This is a genomic window from Mesorhizobium sp. B2-3-12 (assembly GCF_006442205.1).
In the GTDB taxonomy this organism is placed as follows: Bacteria; Pseudomonadota; Alphaproteobacteria; order Rhizobiales; family Rhizobiaceae; genus Mesorhizobium.
On sequence record NZ_VFVR01000003.1, the window covers coordinates 34,064 to 50,805 of the forward strand.

General features: G+C 64.3%; 16 protein-coding genes. 7 read left to right on the forward strand and 9 right to left on the reverse strand.

The features are described 5' to 3' along the window. Positions 1-2: 2 nt before the first annotated feature. Both phnH and phnG read right to left on the reverse strand, forming a co-directional pair. A complete protein-coding gene (phnH, locus tag FJ948_RS10475; protein WP_140704053.1) occupies positions 3-614 on the reverse strand; it encodes a phosphonate C-P lyase system protein PhnH in 612 nt (203 codons plus the stop codon). Further along, positions 614-1,075, reverse strand: a complete 462-nt coding sequence (phnG, locus tag FJ948_RS10480) for a phosphonate C-P lyase system protein PhnG (RefSeq protein ID WP_140704054.1) — start codon at positions 1,073-1,075, stop codon at positions 614-616. The genes phnH and phnG overlap by 1 nt, the downstream gene beginning before the upstream one ends. Positions 1,076-1,193: 118 nt before the next feature. Between phnG and phnF the strand changes: the two genes are divergently transcribed. Beyond that, positions 1,194-1,943 (forward strand): phosphonate metabolism transcriptional regulator PhnF, encoded by a 750-nt coding sequence (phnF, locus tag FJ948_RS10485; RefSeq protein ID WP_140704056.1) that lies wholly within the window; start codon positions 1,194-1,196, stop codon positions 1,941-1,943. 8 nt (positions 1,944-1,951) lie between these two features. Here phnF and FJ948_RS10490 read toward each other — a convergent pair whose 3' ends face one another. The 6 genes from FJ948_RS10490 to FJ948_RS10515 form a co-directional block, all read right to left on the reverse strand. Beyond that, on the reverse strand, positions 1,952-2,968 hold the full coding sequence (locus tag FJ948_RS10490) for a zinc-binding alcohol dehydrogenase family protein (RefSeq protein WP_140704058.1): 1,017 nt from the start codon (positions 2,966-2,968) through the stop codon (positions 1,952-1,954). Positions 2,969-3,032: 64 nt separating this feature from the next. Continuing rightward, positions 3,033-3,998 (reverse strand): ABC transporter permease, encoded by a 966-nt coding sequence (locus FJ948_RS10495; protein ID WP_140704060.1) that lies wholly within the window; start codon positions 3,996-3,998, stop codon positions 3,033-3,035. Beyond that, positions 3,995-5,548 (reverse strand): sugar ABC transporter ATP-binding protein, encoded by a 1,554-nt coding sequence (locus FJ948_RS10500; RefSeq protein ID WP_140704061.1) that lies wholly within the window; start codon positions 5,546-5,548, stop codon positions 3,995-3,997. Before FJ948_RS10500 ends, FJ948_RS10495 begins: the two co-directional genes overlap by 4 nt. Before the next feature lie 154 nt (positions 5,549-5,702). Continuing rightward, positions 5,703-6,698, reverse strand: a complete 996-nt coding sequence (locus FJ948_RS10505) for an ABC transporter substrate-binding protein (RefSeq protein WP_140704063.1) — start codon at positions 6,696-6,698, stop codon at positions 5,703-5,705. A gap of 340 nt (positions 6,699-7,038) precedes the next feature. After that, the gene (locus tag FJ948_RS10510) at positions 7,039-8,037 is read right to left on the reverse strand and encodes an aldo/keto reductase (RefSeq protein ID WP_140704065.1); all 999 of its coding nucleotides are present in this window, start codon (positions 8,035-8,037) and stop codon (positions 7,039-7,041) included. Positions 8,038-8,100: 63 nt separating this feature from the next. Beyond that, complete coding sequence (locus tag FJ948_RS10515; RefSeq protein WP_140704067.1) at positions 8,101-9,606, reverse strand: altronate dehydratase family protein; 1,506 nt, start codon at positions 9,604-9,606, stop codon at positions 8,101-8,103. A gap of 245 nt (positions 9,607-9,851) precedes the next feature. Here FJ948_RS10515 and FJ948_RS10520 point away from each other — a divergent pair, with 245 nt between their 5' ends. From FJ948_RS10520 to gndA, 6 genes are all read left to right on the forward strand, one after another. Continuing rightward, a complete protein-coding gene (locus FJ948_RS10520; RefSeq protein ID WP_140704069.1) occupies positions 9,852-10,754 on the forward strand; it encodes a GntR family transcriptional regulator in 903 nt (300 codons plus the stop codon). Between the two features lie 137 nt (positions 10,755-10,891). Beyond that, the gene (locus FJ948_RS10525) at positions 10,892-11,248 is read left to right on the forward strand and encodes a DUF2946 family protein (protein WP_140705003.1); all 357 of its coding nucleotides are present in this window, start codon (positions 10,892-10,894) and stop codon (positions 11,246-11,248) included. A gap of 95 nt (positions 11,249-11,343) precedes the next feature. Beyond that, complete coding sequence (locus FJ948_RS10530) at positions 11,344-11,886, forward strand: copper chaperone PCu(A)C (protein WP_140704070.1); 543 nt, start codon at positions 11,344-11,346, stop codon at positions 11,884-11,886. Positions 11,887-11,925: 39 nt separating this feature from the next. Then, complete coding sequence (locus tag FJ948_RS10535; protein ID WP_140704072.1) at positions 11,926-12,444, forward strand: YcnI family protein; 519 nt, start codon at positions 11,926-11,928, stop codon at positions 12,442-12,444. A 56-nt stretch (positions 12,445-12,500) separates the two neighbouring features. Beyond that, complete coding sequence (locus tag FJ948_RS10540; protein WP_140704074.1) at positions 12,501-14,135, forward strand: copper resistance CopC/CopD family protein; 1,635 nt, start codon at positions 12,501-12,503, stop codon at positions 14,133-14,135. 135 nt (positions 14,136-14,270) lie between these two features. After that, on the forward strand, positions 14,271-15,698 hold the full coding sequence (gene gndA / locus FJ948_RS10545; protein WP_140704076.1) for an NADP-dependent phosphogluconate dehydrogenase: 1,428 nt from the start codon (positions 14,271-14,273) through the stop codon (positions 15,696-15,698). Positions 15,699-15,767: 69 nt separating this feature from the next. Here the strand turns inward: gndA and FJ948_RS10550 are convergent, their stop codons facing one another. Continuing rightward, positions 15,768-16,682, reverse strand: a complete 915-nt coding sequence (locus tag FJ948_RS10550; RefSeq protein ID WP_140705005.1) for a LysR family transcriptional regulator — start codon at positions 16,680-16,682, stop codon at positions 15,768-15,770. Between the last annotated feature and the right edge of the window lie 60 nt (positions 16,683-16,742).

Genomic DNA, 16,742 nt, shown 5'->3' on the forward strand with positions numbered 1-16,742 from the left:
GGTCAAGCCTCCATCGTCTTGATGCGCGTCGTGCGCGGCAGGCAAGCGATGCCGTCCGGTGTGGCGAGGACGATGTCGACGCCGCGTGGAAAGCGCTGGTTGTTTTGCTTCCACTGCTCGACGAAATGGCGCGGCATCCGCGCCGGCGCGATCGTGGCGCTGGTTTCGATGCCGGGACCTGCCAGCAAGAGCGGGGTCCCCGAAGTGAGGTCGCCGACCTGCAGGATCAGCGTCGTCGATCGATCGGGATAATCCTGCGTGCCTTGTGAAAAACCGTCCAGCGCCATCATCTCGGCCGGGTTGGCGACAAATGCGAAATGCGCGTCGGCCGGTGTGTTGGCCAGCGGTGCGCCGGTGTGGAAACCAAGCCAGGAGCCGATCGCGGCGGAGGCGTGCAGGGCCGGGTCGAGCCAGAGCGGCGTGTCATTGTCGCACAGCGCCAGGGCAATGGCGCCTGATGTCGCCGACAGCGGCGCCGGCGGGCGGGCCAGGCCCGGTAAGGCCTGAACGCTGCCCGGCCGCGCCATGGCGTCCATGACGGCCCGAAACACGGTCTGTGCGTTGAAGACCGGATCGGCGAAACCGCCCTCGATCGATTGCGCTGCGATATCCATCAATCTTCTCCGCGAACCATGGTGAAGAAATCCACTTTCGTCGCCGCCGTCTCGGCGCGGCGTTTTTCGCGGGCAACGGTCAGAGCCGAGCGTAAGGGCGCGATGAGCCTGGTCTCGACCTCGGCGCGGCGGGCAGGGTCCTGCCAGAGCGCGTCGGCGATGGCCGCGAGCTTCGCCTTCTGCTTGTCGCGGCCAAGCGCGTAGCAATGGCCGACCTGTCCTGACGGCAGCCGGACCGTGGCGCGAGTGACGGTCGCTTCGCCGACATTGAAGGGCGCGCCGCCGCCGCCGATGCGGCCACGCAGCGTGACCAGGCCGGTCTCGGGGCCGCGCAGCATCTCGGCTTGCGATGGCAGGCCGGCCTCGTTCCAGAGCCGCACGATGTCGTCGCCGCTGGATTGCGCCAAGGTGGCCATGGCAGCCTTGCGCTCGGCCTGGTCGCGGGCTTCCTGTCCTCGCATCGACTGATTTCCTCGTTGCCAAATTTGTCTATTGATATAGACAACTATACAAATTATACATATTACCTAGCGCGAGTCCATGACGGGTGCGTGACAGGATTGGCCGGGGGGCAAAAACATGACCGGACATGATGTGGCCGACAGCATCGAGCGGCGCAGCGGCGTCTCGCTGTGGCGCCAGATCGCCGACAGGATCCTGCAAGCGATCGCCACTGGCGATTTCGCCGAGAACGCCGCGCTGCCGCCCGAGGTCGCACTGGCGGAACGTTATGGCGTCAACCGTCACACGGTGCGCAGCGCCATATCCGCCCTCGTGCAGGAGGGCGTGCTGCGGGCCGAGCAGGGGCGTGGCACTTTCGTCTTGTCGCGCAAGCGGCTGTCCTACCCGATCGGCGCGCGCACGCGCTTCTCGGCGGGCCTGCAGGGTCAGACGTCGGAGCGCCACATCGTGTTGCTTGCCTCATCGATTGAGCCGGCCAGCCCGCGCGTCGCCGAGGGCCTCGGTCTGGCCCGTGGCAGCGAGGTGATCCGGCTGGAGACACGCGGCGAGGCCGACGGCCGGCCGGTGTCGCGCGCTGCCGCCTGGTTCGAGGCCAGGCGCTTCGCCGGCATCGACAAGGCGATGGCGCAAACCGGGTCGATCACCGCTTCGCTCGCCCGTTTCGGTGTCGACGATTATCTCAGGCAATCGACCGTGCTGTCGGCCCGCCATGCGGACGCCGCCGATCTCGCCGATCTCGACCTGCAGCCGGGCGCCATCGTGCTGGTCACCGTGGCGGTCAACGTCACACCCGACGGCCAGCCGATCCAGTTCTCGGAGTCGCGTTTTCCCGCGGAGCGAGTGGAGCTGAAGTTGTCGGCACTGTAACGCCCTGGCTATCCGATCTCGATCACGGCCTTGATCAGGCCCGACTTTTCGTGCGCCCAGCGTGCGAGATCCCTTGGCGTTCCTTCGAGCGTGGTGCGGTGGGTGACGAGCTTGGCCAGCGGCACGGCGCCGTCGCGGATCGAGGTGGCGACGTGGTCGAAATCGGCGCGCAAGGCGTTGCGGCTGCCAACCAGCGTCATCTCGCGCTTGTGGAACTCGGGGTCGGAAAAGACGATCTCGTCCTTGACGACGCTGACGAGCACCAGCGTGCCGCCATGCGCGACATGAGCGAAGGCCGATTGCACCGAGGAGGTGTTGCCGGTGGCGTCGAAGACCACGTCGAAACCTTCGCCTGATGTCGCATCACGCACCAGATCGGACACGGGTGCCTGTGAGCCGTCAAGGATCGAGAAGCCGAGCTCGCTTGCCGCGAAGCCCAGCCTTTCGGTGCTCATGTCGAGAAGTGTCACGTCAAGCCCGGCAATGCGGGCGAAGATGGCGGTGCCAAGCCCAATTGGGCCGGCGCCGATGACCAGCGTGCGTGCGCCGGGCTCGGAACGTGCGCGGCGCACGGCATGTGCGCCGATGGCCAGGAATTCGACGGCGGCGGCGTCGGCCAGCGACAGGCCATTGGTGGGATAGAGGTTTTGTGCCGGCACCAGGATCTGCTCGCACATGGCGCCGTCGCGGTGGACGCCGAGCACTTCGATGCGCACACAGCAATTGGGTTTTCCGTGCCGGCAGGCGATGCATTTGCCGCAGGAAAGATAGGGGTTGATGATCACCGGCTCGCCAATGTCGAGGCCGACGCCTTCGCCTGTCCCGATCACGGTGCCTGATACTTCATGGCCCATGATGCGGGGGTAGGCGAGGAACGGGTGCTTGCCCTCGAAGATGTGGTAGTCGGTGCCGCAGATGCCGACATGGCTGACCGCCACCAGCGCCCAGCCGGGAGGCGGCGCGCCGGGAGCAGGGTGGTCTTCGACAACAAGGTCGCCGGGCGAGCGGCAGACGACGGCTTTCATGCTTTGATCCAGTCTGTTCGCGAAATCGCCGGCCCGCGTCAGGCCGGCGATCGATTGGAACGCGTTACTTGCCGCGGCGGCGCAGTCCGTCGAAGTAGACGATGATGATGATCAGGGCGCCAGTGATGATGCGCTGCCAGAACGAGTTGACGTTGAGCAGGTTGGCGCCGTTGTTGATGGTGGCAAGGATGAAGGCGCCGAGCAGCGGCCCGTGCACCGAGCCGACCGCACCGAAGAGCGAGGTACCACCAATGACGGAGGAGGCGATCGCCTGCAGTTCCCAGCCCTCGGCCTGGGTCGGGTTGCCGATGCCGATGCGGGCGGCCAAGAGCACGCCGACGAAAGCCGCGCACAGGCCGGACAGCGTGTAGGCCATGTAGATGGTGCGCTGGACATTGACGCCCGACAGGCGCGAGGCCTCGGCATTGGAGCCGACCGAGAACAGGTACCGGCCCCAGCGGCTGTGATGCAGGAAGACATAGGCGGGCACGCCGACCAGGATCACCATCCAGAACAGATTGGGGATGCCGATAAAGGAATTGCGCGAGAAGGCGGTGAAGCTGTCGCTGTTGATGTTGATCGAGTTGCCGTTGGTCATCAGAAGGCCGATGCCGCGCAGCGAGGTCAGCGTCGCCAGTGTGATGATGAAGGGCGGCAGGCCCATCTTGACGATCCCGAAGCCGTGGAAAAGGCCGATTGCGACACCGACCAGCAAGGTGATCAGGATGGCGAGCGCGATCGGTACGCCGGCATTGATCAGCAGGGCGACGACGACGGTGGCGAAACCGACCACCGCGCCAACGGAAAGATCGATGCCGCCAGTGATGATGACGAAGGTCTGGCCGACCGCCATGATGGCGATCATCGAGCCCTGCCGCAGAAGATTGGCGATGTTGTTGCCGGAGGCGAAGCTTGGCGTCGCCAGCGACAGGACGATCCAGAGCAGCACCAGCAGCGCCAGCAGCGTCAGCCCGAACAGGACGTTGTAGTTGCGCTTCGGTTTTTCGGCGGGGATCGCCTCGATGCTCATGTCTGTCCTCCCAGTTTTTCTTGTTTCTCGGCGAGCGCCTGCGTGAGAATGTCCTCGTGACTGGCGGTGTTGAACCCGTGCGTGGCGACCAGCTTGCCGCGCCGGAACACATGCAGCGTGTCGGCCAGCTCGTAGACCTCCGGCAAATAGGACGAGATCAGGATGATGCCGGCACCCTTGGACAACAGCTCGCCGAACAGGCGATAGATCTCGGCCTTGGTGCCGACATCGACGCCGACCGTCGGTTCGTCGAAGATGAACAGCTTGGCGCCATGGGCCAGCCATTTGCCGATGACGATCTTCTGCTGGTTTCCGCCCGAAAGGCTCGACGCCAGCGCGCCGCGCGTCGGCGTCTTGATTCTCAGGCCAGCGATCTGGCGGTCGGCCTCGGCCTTCTCTTTCGCGTTCGAGATCAACAGATTGCTGGAGATGCGCTTGTAGATCGGCAAATTGAGGTTGAGGCCAACCGGCAAATTGAGGCAAAGACCCTGGTCGCGGCGGCTTTCCGGCGCCAGCGCCATGCCGAGCTTGATCGCGTCATGCTCGGAGTTGATCTGGACTTGCTTGCCTTCCCACAGGATCTGGCCGGCCGACTTTTTGTGACGTCCATAGAGCGAGGTGACGAACTCGCTGCGCCCGGCGCCGATCAGCCCATAGAGGCCGACGATCTCGCCGGCACGCACCGTCATCGAGATGTTCTCGAAGCCCTTGCCCGACAGGTTCCTTGTTTCGACGATCGGAGCGCCCGGCGTGAAATGCTCCTTGTGGTAGACCTGCTCGATCGAGCGGTTGATCATCATCTTGACCAGTTCGGCGTCGTTGGTCTCGGCGATGTTTCTGGTGCCGACCAGCGTGCCGTCGCGCAGCACGGAAACGCGGTCGGCGAGTTCGAACACCTCTTCCATGCGGTGGCTGATGTAGATGATCGTCACACCTTCGCCCTTCAGACGGCGGATGAGCGTGAAGAGCTGGTCGGCCTCCTTGCGGGTGAGATAGGCCGTGGGTTCGTCGAAGATCAGGAACTTGGTGCCGCGCACCGTGGCGCGGGCGGCGGCGATCAATTGCTGCTGGCCTATGGTGAGGTCACCCAGCACGACATGCGCCGGCAGGTCGAAGCCGAGATCGTCGATGATCTTCTGCGCTTCCCTGACCATGGCGCGTTGCTGCAGGATGCCGAAACGCGAATTCTCCTCGCCTAGGAACATGTTGGCGGCGACGGTCAAATGACGGCACAGCACGACTTCCTGATGCACGGCATTGATGCCGAGCGCCATCGCTTCATGCGGCGTCGCCAGGGCTGCCGGCTGCCCTTCCCAGAAGACCTCGCCAGAGGTGCGCGGCATGACGCCGGTCAGGAGCTTGATGAGGGTCGATTTGCCGGCGCCATTCTCGCCGACGATGGCGTGGATTTCGCCTGATCTGAAGGCAAGATTGACCGGCTTCAGCGCATGGGTGCCGGGATAGCGTTTTTCCAGCCCGCGCAGTTCGAGGATGGTCCTGCCGGGTTCCAGAACGGGGGCCGGATGCAGTTCCTGCGCCGTCGGCGTCATGACAATCCTCCCAGACTGGTCTTGCGAGTGGCGGGCGGCGATGCGGCTCTCCACTCGTTGAAATCAGATTAGTTCGAGCCCGCCGATTCCCAAGCCGCTGCGGGATGTTTCCGGGGCGAGGAGGCCCCGGAAACGATTGCGATCTTGCCTGCCCTTACTTCAGCTTCGGGTTGAGCAGGGCGTCGATCTTGGGGTCCTTCATATTGTCCTTGGTCACCAGGTTGGCGCCGGTGTCGACATTGGCCTCGACCTTCTCGCCCTTGGAGGCGGCGAGCGCGGTCTTGATGCCGTCATAGCCCATCCGGTAGGGGTCCTGGACGACGAGGGCGGAAATGACGCCGTCGTTGAGGAACTTGATCAGCTTCTCGTCGCTGTCGAAGCCGACCAGCGCCAGCTTGCCGCCAAGGTTGTTCTCGGCGACGGCCTGACCGACGCCCTGCGCCATGATCAGGTTGGAGGCGAAGATGCCCTTGAGGTTCGGATTGGCGGTGATCAGATCGGTGGCGATGTTGAGGCCGGTGGTGGCTTGGCCGTCGGCATATTTGTCGGCGACCAGCTTCAGGCCCGGATACTTTGCCTTGAGCTGTTCGGTGAAGCCCTGCTTGCGCTGTTCGAGCGAGCCGGCGCCGGGCGCGTTGGTGATCAGGGCGACGTCGCCCTCGATCTTGCCGCCGTTGGCGGCGCCGATGGCGGCTGCGAGGCCATCAGCGGCGACGCGGCCGCCCTGCACGTTGTCGGTGGTCAGGAACGAGGTGAAGGCCTTGGAGTCGGCGCCGGAGTCGATACCGATGACCTTGACCTTGGCGGCCGCTTCATCGATCGGCTTGCCAAGCGCCTTGAACTCGGTAGGCGCGATCACGATCGCGGCCGGGTTGCTGGCGACAGCGTTCTCGAGGATCGAGACCTGGCCGTTGACGTCGGTTTCAGCCTGGGCGCCGAGTTCCGGCACATTGACGCCGAGATCCTTGCCGGCCTTGCGGGCGCCGGCCAAAACGATCTGCCAGTAGAAGGACGTGGTGTCCTTGACGATGATCGGGATGGTCACGTCAGCCGCCGAAACCGGTGCGCTGTGCATGACGGCGGTGAGCATCGAGGCTGCCGCAAGGGCCATGACGGCGCGGCGGTTGAGAATGCTGGTCACGAATTTCATAGGATCCTCCCTAAGTCGCCCGGTGAACGTTTACGGAAGCTCCGTTCGGATAGGCGTGGCCCAAACAGAACTTTATCAATAAAAAACAGTTGCTCTGTTTTGATAGTGCATCGGTCCGGCTGATGCAAGCGGTGTTTCCAGTCAGTCATCCCAAACGGTCTGGCAATGACTCACCCGCTGGCGTGGTTCCTCCCTTGCCGTGGTCAGGTGCTTCCGTCCGTTCTATAGAGGTATGGAATATTAATTCCATACCTCAGTCAATATGGAATGTTCATTCTTTTCATAGGATCGCGGCATTGTGAAGCCGACCGCGATTGTGCATATCGCGAGGGTATGGTCCTCAAGGCAGTTCCTGCGTCACAGTGTAGGGACGATACTTGGCATATTCCGTCTCCGGCACGTCGATATCGAGCAGTTCGAGGTTGCGCGTCAGGTTCGCCAGTTTTGCGGTGCCGGTCAGCACGGTGGCGACGGCTGGTTCGTGCAAGGGAAACTGGAAGGCGGCCGCCGGCAGCGGGTAGCCGCCTTCGCCTGCGATCTTCTCCATGGCGTCGACCCGGTCGAGCATATCGCGGTTGGCGGGCTGGTAGTCGAAATGCGCGCCTTGCACCGGCCCGGTCGCCAATATGCCGGAGTTGAAAACGCCGCCGATGACCAGCGACGTCTGTTGCGCCCGGCACAGCGGCAGCAATTCGGCTTCCGCGCTGCGGTCGAGCAAGGAGTACCGGCTGGCGAGCAGGATGCAGTCGAGCGGCGCCCGGCGCATGACGTCGAGGCAGATCTGGACTTCGTTGACGCCGAGCCCATAGGCGGCAATCGTACCGTCCCGCTTCAACTCCTCGAGCGCCTTGAGCCCGCCGTCCATCAGCTGGCGAAAATGCAGTTTGGTCTTCTCGGCGCCATGCGTGTAGACGCCGATGTCGTGCACATACAGGATGTCTATCCTGTTTAGCCCGAGGCGCGCGTAGCTGAAGTCGACCGACCGCATGATGCCGTCATAGGAATAATCGTAGTCCAGCGCGAATGGCAGCGGATCGACATAGGAGTGGTCGGGCACCCTGTCTTCAGGCACCGGGTGTAACAGGCGTCCAACCTTGGTCGACAGCACGTAGGAATCGCGCGGCTTGTAGCGCAGGAAGTCGCCGAAGCGCCGTTCCGACAGGCCGAAACCGTAGAAGGGCGCGGTGTCGAAATAGCGCAAGCCCGCCTCCCAGGCGCCTTGCAGCGTTTCCATCGCTGCCTCGCGCGAACAGGCCCGGTAGAGGCCGCCGATCGCGGCGCCGCCGAAGCTGACCTCGGTGACCTCCAGTGCCGTCTGGCCGATGCGGCGTCTTTCCATGCAAACCCTCCCCGTGGCCGGCCGTTGCGCGGCTCGGCAAGTCTACCAGATATGCGTCGAAACCTAGAGTGTCGCGCCGAGATGCCAGGGCACGAACTCGTTGTCGCCGTAACCGAAATCCTCGCTCTTGGTCTTGCGGCCCGAAGCCGTTTCGACGATCAGCTCGAAGATCTCGCGGCCCATGCCGGCAATGGTCTTTTCGCCCGAGGCGATGACGCCGCAATTGACATCCATGTCCTCTTCCATCTGGTGATACATGGTCGAGTTGGTGGCGACCTTGATCGACGGTGTCGGCCGGCAGCCGAAGCAGGAACCGCGGCCGGTGGTGAAGACGATGACATTGGCGCCGCCAGCCACCTGTCCGGTGGCCGAGACCGGGTCGTAGCCGGGCGTGTCCATGAACACCAGCCCGTTGCCGGTGACCTTCTCGGCATAGCCGAACACACCGTTGAGCGGGGTTTGGCCACCCTTGGCGACGGCGCCGAGCGACTTTTCAAGGATGGTGGTGAGACCGCCGCGCTTGTTGCCGGGCGACGGGTTGTTGTCGATCGAGGCGCCATGCTTGGCGACATGATCTTCCCACCATTTCACATAGCCATCGAGCTTCTTGGCGATCTCCGGCGTTGCCGCGCGATAGGCGAGCAGATGTTCGGCGCCATAGATTTCGGTCGTCTCGGAGAGAATGCCGATGCCGCCGACGCCGGCGAGGATGTCGACCGCCGCACCCAGTGCCGGATTGGCTGTGATGCCCGACATGCCGTCGGAGCCGCCGCATTGCAGGCCGACGACGATCTCGCTGACCGGGATCGGCTCTCGCTTCAGCTGGCCGACCTCCTCGGCGATCTCGGCCAGCACGCCCATCGCCTTTTCGACGGATTTGCGCGACCCGCCGGCATCCTGGATGTTGAAATGACGCTTGCCGGCGGCGGCACCCTTCTGCCCGTAGAGAGTGAGCTGGTTGACCTCGCAGCCGAGCCCGACCATAAGCACGCCGCCGAAATTCGGGTGGCGGGCATAGCCGGCCAAGGTCCGATGCAGCACCATCATGCCGTCGCCGGTGCCGCTCATGCCGCAGCCCTGGCCGTGGACGATTGGCACGAAGCCGTCAATGCCGGGATATTTCGGCAGCAGGGTCCGGTTGGCGGTGTCGGCGATCGAATGGCAGACCGTGGCCGAGCAATTGACGCTGGCGATGATGCCGATGAAGTTGCGCGTGCCGGCGCGGCCGTCGGCGCGGCGATAGCCCATGAAGGTTCTGACACGGTCGGCCTCCGTCGCATGCTCGGCCTCGCTCGGCGGCACCACCGGCAGGCGGCCGGCCTCGAAAACCAGATTGTGCGAATGGACATGCTCGCCAGGCGCGATGTCCTGTGTGGCGCGGCCGATCGCCTGGGCGTATTTGACCACGGCTTCACCCGTGGCAATCGGTTTGATGGCCACCTTGTGGCCGGGCTCGATGACGGCGACGGCGCGCGCGCCACCCGGCAGCGCGGTGCCGATCTCGATGCGGCCATTGGCAACGGCGACATTGTCGGCGGGGGACAGAAGGATGGTGTTCGAGACGTTCACGGGCGTTTCCTGGGTGATCCTGGGATGCGCGGATTGACACGCGCTTGTTAAGAGTTAATGTCTTTTATCGTGAAAAAACAGTTTTGCGTCAATTGTTTTTTCGCCGCGGTTCCACCTGGGTAAGTGGTAGCGCTCGGGACATGAACCGGACCCAGTTAAAGCGTTTCCCGCTTTTCAGGGTCGTGGGAACGTCATATTGCGCTTCAAGCCGGCCGCCGCAAGCGCCGGCATGAATGGGTCAGGGGATGTCGAAGAGCAACAACGTCTACAAGGACGCCTATAACCGCTGCCTCAGGCTGCTCGACGAGACACGCAGCCTGCCGTCGGAGCCGGAGCTTGGCGCCTTGCTCGGCGTCAGCCGCACCACCGTGCGCAGCATCCTGGCGCGCATGGAGGAAACCGGGCTGATCGCCTGGAACAAGCGCGCCAAGACGGTGCTGCGCGACCCGCGTCCCGACGATTTCTTCCCCGAGGAAGAGACCGACACGCTGGCCGAGATCATCGAGCGCTCGTTCATGCGCAGGCTGCTGGCCGGCGGCGCCGAGGCCGGCATGCAGATCAACGAGCTCGAACTGGCGCGCGAGATCGGCGTCGGCACGACCAGCGTGCGCGAGTTCCTGATCCGCTTCTCCCGCTTCGGCCTGATCGAAAAACGCCGCAACAGCCATTGGGTGCTGAAGGGCTTTACGCGGGCCTTCGCGCTGGAACTGACCGAGATCCGCGAGATGTTCGAATTGCGCTCGGCCGCTGCCTTCGCCGCGCTGCCGCCGGACAGCCCGGTCTGGGGCGATCTGGACCGCCTGGAAGAGGAGCATCGTGTCCTGCAGCGCGAGATCGCGACGCGTTTCAACGCGTTCTCGGAGTTGGACGAACGCTTGCACCGGTTGATCCATCGCGCCTCGCACAATCGCTTCATCGTCGATTTCTACGACGTCATCGCCATGATCTTCCACTACCACTATCAGTGGAACAAGGCGCAGGAGCGCGAGCGCAACGAAGTCGCGATCGGCGAGCATCTTGCCTATATCGAGGCTCTCAAGTCGCGCGACCTCGGCAAGGTCGATGCCGCCTGCCGCAAGCATCTGAAGTCGGCGCGCCAGACATTGCTCACCTCCATCCCGGAAAGTCGGCCATCCCAAAAGAGCTGATCCTGCCGTGTTGCCGCAGCATCGAATTGGCGATTTTCGACCTTTCCCGGCCGTGCTAGGTATCGTCATCGATTGTTTGAAGAAACAGATGGTTTGATCGGGCAAGTCATTTGAACAAGAACGGGAGACGGTGGAGCATACCGGTCGCGCTTGTCGCGGCCTATCTGCTGTTGCTCCAGTCGACACTTGGTGCGTTCGCCTTCGGCTCCGGGCCGAGTGCCGCGCAGTTCGACGCCTTCGGCAACGTCATCTGCACCCACGACGGCGCCACCCAGCTCCCCGGCGGCGACCAGCATCCATCCCATCTGCCGGCCTGCTGCACACTCGGCTGCAGCATGTTTTCGCCGGCCTATGCGCCGCCGCCCGATGCCGGGCTTGCACTTGCATCCCTTTCCTTCGAGACCGTCGCCTTCGTCTTCCCGGCGACCACCCATCTCGACTTCGCCCGCGAACGCTCGCCGTCGAACCCGCGCGCGCCGCCGCTGGCGGCTTGAGCCAGCTTGCTTGCGGAACCGTTCGCGAGCGTACTCATCCAGGATCAAACCATTCGCGACCGGCGACGGCGCGATCATCACGTCATGGAGCAACCATGTCCCATTCTTTCCTCATAGCGGCGGGCACTCTGTTCGACCGCACCCTGCCTCGTTTCCAGGCGCGTCTCGGCATTGTCGCCCTGGCCTTTGCCCTGGTGTTCGTCGGTGCCCAGGCCGTGCTGGCGCATGAATTCAAGGTCGGCGATCTCGAAATCGAACATCCCTGGTCTCGCGCCACGCCTGCCGGCGCCAAGGTGGCCGGCGGCTATTTCACCATCCTCAACAAGGGCAGCGCCGCGGACCGGCTGTTGTCGATCTCCTCCGATGTCTCCGACAAGGCCGAGCTGCATCAAATGGGGGTCAAGGACGGCGTCATGACCATGCGGCCAGTGGACGGTGGCTTGGAAATCCCGGCTGGCGGCAAGGTCGCGCTCGCGCCCGGTGGCTATCACCTGATGTTCATCGGCCTGAAGCGGCAACCCAAGCAGGGCGAAAAATTCGCCGCCACGCTGACCTTCGAGAAAGCCGGCACCGTCAGCGTGGAATTCGCCGTCGAAGGCATGGGCGAAATGGGCGGCATGGACGACCACGCCAATTGATCAAGCCGATCCACCAATTTTGACATTAGAGGGACCATCATGAACAAGTTTCTTTTGGCGGCCGGCGCGTTTCTCGTGCTGGGGACGAATGCCGCCTTCGCGCACATCACGCTCGAGACTCAGGAGGCTGCGGTCGGCTCGACCTACAAGGCTGTGCTGCGCGTGCCGCATGGTTGCGACGGCAAGGCGACGACCGCCGTGCGCGTGCAGATTCCTGAAGGGGTGATCGCGGTGAAGCCGATGCCGAAGCCCGGCTGGACGCTGCGGACCAAGAAGGGCAAATACGAGAAGTCGTACCAGCTCTACGGCCAGCCGGTTGCCGATGGGGTCAAGGAAGTCGACTGGAGCGGCGGCAATCTGCCGGATGAATTCTACGACGAGTTCGTCTTCCGCGCGATGCTCACGGCGGATCTGCCTGTCGGCCAGAAGCTCTATTTCCCCGTGGTGCAGGAATGCGATGGCGCTACCGAACGCTGGATCGAGATTCCGGCGACCGGACAGGACGAGGACGCACTGGAGACCCCGGCGCCCGGCATCAAGCTTACGCCGAAGAAATGATTTTCCGGCGGCGCGCCCTGTCGGCAAAGGCGCGCCGCCAATTCCATGGCGACAGCATGAACGCGATATTCCCATTGCAAAGGACGGCGACGACCCGCAAACGCTTCAATTGGGTTGCTGGGCTCTTCGCGATGATCATCACGTTCATCATGATGGCCGCGACAGGCCAGGCCTTTGCCCATGCGGCGCTGATCAAGACCGACCCGGCCGACGGGGCGGTGCTGGCGCAGGCGCCGGCGCGGTTCTCGCTGACCTTCAGCGAGCCAGTCTCGCCGCTGGTGCTGACGCTGGTGACACCCGACGGCACGCCGGTCGCGCTGACATCCTTCCGGCTCACCGACCAGACGCTGGAGATCGACAATCCGCAGGCGCTCAAATCGGGCACTCATGTGCTGAGCTGGCGCGTCATTTCCGCCGACGGCCATCCGGTCGGCGGCTCGCTCTTGTTTTCCATCGGTGCTCCAAGCGAGCCGCCGGCGGTCTCCGAAGCCATCGACTGGCCGCTGCGGTCGGCGATCTGGATTGGGAAAGTCCTTCTCTACGCGGGTCTTTTCCTCGGTGCCGGCGGCGCCTTCGCTATTGCCTGGCTGGCCGGCGGTGGTCGCGCCGGTCAGCGCTTTGTTGCCGGGACGATCCTGTGCGGGCTGTTGGCTGCGCCGCTGTCGCTGGGCTTCCAGGGACTGGATGCGCTCGGCGCGCCGCTCTCCCACCTGGCGCAGCCGGTTGTCTGGCGCACCGCGCTCGGCACCAGCTTCGGCTGGACGGTGTTGCTCGCCCTGATCGCGCTGGGGCTTGGCCTGCTGTCGCTGGCCGCGCCGCGCGCGGCTGCCAGGCCGCTTGCCCTTGCCGGGTTGGCCGGTGTGGGCGCGGCACTCGCCGCGAGCGGCCACGCCAGTGCCGCCGAGCCGCAATGGCTGACACGGCCGCTGGTTTTCGTGCATGGCGTCGGCATCGCTTTCTGGGCCGGCGCGTTGGTGCCGCTCGGCCTCGCGCTGAAGCGTCAAGCGGCCGACGCCGTTGAATTCCTGCGCCGCTTCTCCTCAGCGATCCTGCCCGTGGTCGCCTTGCTTGCCGCGGCGGGCATCGTGTTGGCCGTGATCCAGGTGCGGACGCCCTCGGCGCTGGTCGACACTGCCTATGGCCGGCTGCTGCTGGTCAAGCTCGCGCTGCTGGTCTTCCTGTTCACGCTGGCCGCCGTCAATCGCTGGAAGCTCACCGCTTCGGCCGAGGCGGGCGCGACCGAGGTGCAACGCAGGCTCACGCGCTCGGTCGGCGTCGAAGTGCTGATCGTGCTGGCGATCTTCGGGGTCGCCGCCGGCTGGCGCTTCACGCCGCCGCCACGGGCGTTGGCGATCGCTGCGGCGCAGCCGGTTTCGGTCCACATCCACGCGCTGCAGGCGATGGCCGATCTCAGCATCACGCCTGGCCATGCCGGGCCGGTCGTCGCCTCGATGATCATCATGACCGGCGATTTCGGGCCGCTCGACGCCAAGGAAGTGACGCTGGTGCTGTCGAAGCCCGATTCCGGCATCGAGCCGCTGAGGCGCGCGGCGACCAAGCCCGGCGACGGCAGCTGGCGTGTCGACAATCTCATCATCCCGGTTTCGGGCCGCTGGACGGTGCGCGTAGACATATTGGTCTCGGAGTTCGAGATGGTGAAGATCGAGGCGCCGATCGACATCAGGCCGTAATGGTCCCGGCAACACAATTGGGCGAGGCGGTTGACGCGGGCCTGAAGGCCCGTCAATCATCCGCGCAATAACCGGCATCCAGCCAACGAAGAGCGCGAGCTCGAAAACACCAGATCCGGAAACAGGGAAGAAACGATGGAAAAAGCCGAAATCGGCCTGATCGGCCTTGGCACGATGGGCTCCAACCTGGCGCTGAACATCGCCGAGCACGGGCACCGCATCGCCGTCTTCAACCGCACGAGGGCACGCACCGACGCTTTCGTCGAGAATGCCGGTGCACTCAGGGATATGGTCGTCCCCTGTTACAGCCTGGAAGAGCTTGCCGCCGCGATCCGGCCGCCGCGCCCGATCATCATCATGGTGCTGGCCGGCAAGCCGGTGGACGAGCAGATCGAAGCGCTGCGCGGCGTGCTGTCGGCCAACGACATCGTCGTCGATGCCGGCAATGCCAATTTCCGCGATACAATGCGGCGCTTCTCCGAACTGTCCGGCTCTGGCCTCACCTTTATCGGCATGGGCGTGTCCGGTGGCGAGGAGGGCGCGCGCCATGGACCTTCGATCATGGTCGGCGGCACGGAAGATAGCTGGAAGCGTGTCGAGAAGGTGCTGACCGCCATCTCCGCCAAATTCAAGGACGAGCCCTGCGCGGCCTGGCTCGGCACCGATGGCGCCGGCCATTTCGTCAAGACCATCCACAACGGCATCGAATATGCCGACATGCAGATGATCGCCGAGATTTACGGCATCCTGCGCGATGGCCTGGGCATGGGGCCGAAGGATATCGGCACGGTCTTTGAAAACTGGAACAAGGGCCGGCTCAATTCCTATTTGATCGAGATCACCGCCAAGGTACTGGCCGCCGACGATCCGAAGACCGGCAAGCCGGTGGTCGATATCATCCTCGATCGCGCCGGCCAGAAGGGCACCGGCAAATGGTCCGTCATCGAGGCGCAGCAGCTCGGCATTCCGGCGACCGCGATCGAGGCGGCGGTGGCGGCGCGCGTGCTGTCGTCGATCAAGGACGAAAGGCAGGCGGCTGAAAAGGCCTATGGCAATAGCGGCGTGACGAAGATTTCCGGCGACAAGGACGCGCTGTTGCATGATCTCGAACTGGCGCTGTTCGCCGGCAAGATCGCTGCTTACGCGCAGGGCTTTGCCGTGATGGCCGGCGCCTCGAAGGAGTTCAACTGGAACCTGCCGATGCCGACCATCGCCAAGATTTGGCGCGCCGGCTGCATCATCCGCTCGCAAATGCTCGACACGATGGCCGAGGCCTTCAGCAGTGGTGGCGCCTCGACCAACCTGCTGATGGCGCCGGCTTTCATCAGCTTGATGCAGGAGGCGCATCCGTCGCTGCGGCGCATCGTGGCAAGGGCTTCCGAAGCCGGTGCGCCGGTGCCGGCGCTGTCTTCGGCGCTTGCCTATTTCGACAGCTACCGCCAGGGGCGCGGCACTTCGAACCTGATCCAGGCGCAGCGCGACTTCTTCGGCGCGCATGGTTTCGAGCGCATCGGCGAGCAGGGTGCCTTTCACGGCCCTTGGGGCAGCGGCGCGGCGGGTTAGATCATGCTCATCAAGCAGCCGGCATTCCTTGCCGGCTCCGCCTAAAGAAACTTAACGCTCGACATGCGGCTACTCGATCCCGGGGATGCCGCCGATCTGCTGAGCGAGAAAATCGACCAGCAGCCGGACCCGGGCGATGGCCGCCCGCTCGGGTACGATCAGCATGCTGAGCGGAACCGACGGCAGCGCATAATCCGGCAGGATTGCCTCGAGCCGGCCGGACGCCAGGAGATCGCCGACAAGCCATTGATGGGCGGGCGCAATGCCGCGCCCTGCGAGCAAGGCTTCGCGTGCGGCAAGTCCGTGGTCGACCCGAAGGCGTCCGGCAAACGGCACCACATGGCGCTCGCCGTTCGGTCCTTGCAGGACAAGGGTGTCGCTGCCGGTAACGTTTGACATGCGGACGCCCTCGTGACCAGCCAGGTCCCGGGGATCCGCGGGCCTGCCTCGCTCAGCCAGATAGCCCGGCGCCGCGACGAGCAGCCGCCGCGACTGGCCGAGCGACCGCAACTTCATGGAACTGTCGGTGAGCGGGCCGAGACGAAGCGCGAGGTCGACGCCTTCCGTGACAAGGTCGATGCGCTCGTCGGTGAGGCTGAGATCGACGCCGATATCGCGGTAGCGATCCTGAAACGCGAAGATCAGCCGGCTGACATGCAGCACCCCGATGGCCGCGGTGCAGGAGAGCCGGATCGTGCCGGCCGGCGCTCCTCGCGTGCCGCGAACCTCGTCGCTCGCCTGTTCGACAAGGCGCAGAATTTGCACGCTGTCGGCATAGTAGCGGCTGCCCTCGTCGGTCATGGCGACACGCCGGGTGGTCCTGCTGAGCAAGGCCACGCCGACGGCTTCCTCCAGTTCCCTCAAATGGCGCGTGACCGTCGATTGGCCGATCCCGAGGTCACGCGCGACCGCCGACAGGCTGCCTCGTTCAGCAACGCGAACGAAGGTGCGCATGCGCTCCAGCGTGACAGCTGATTTATCCACTAATCGGCAGTATATTATGCATTCCCCATATGTAGCGGATGATTCCGCCATTGGCTATCT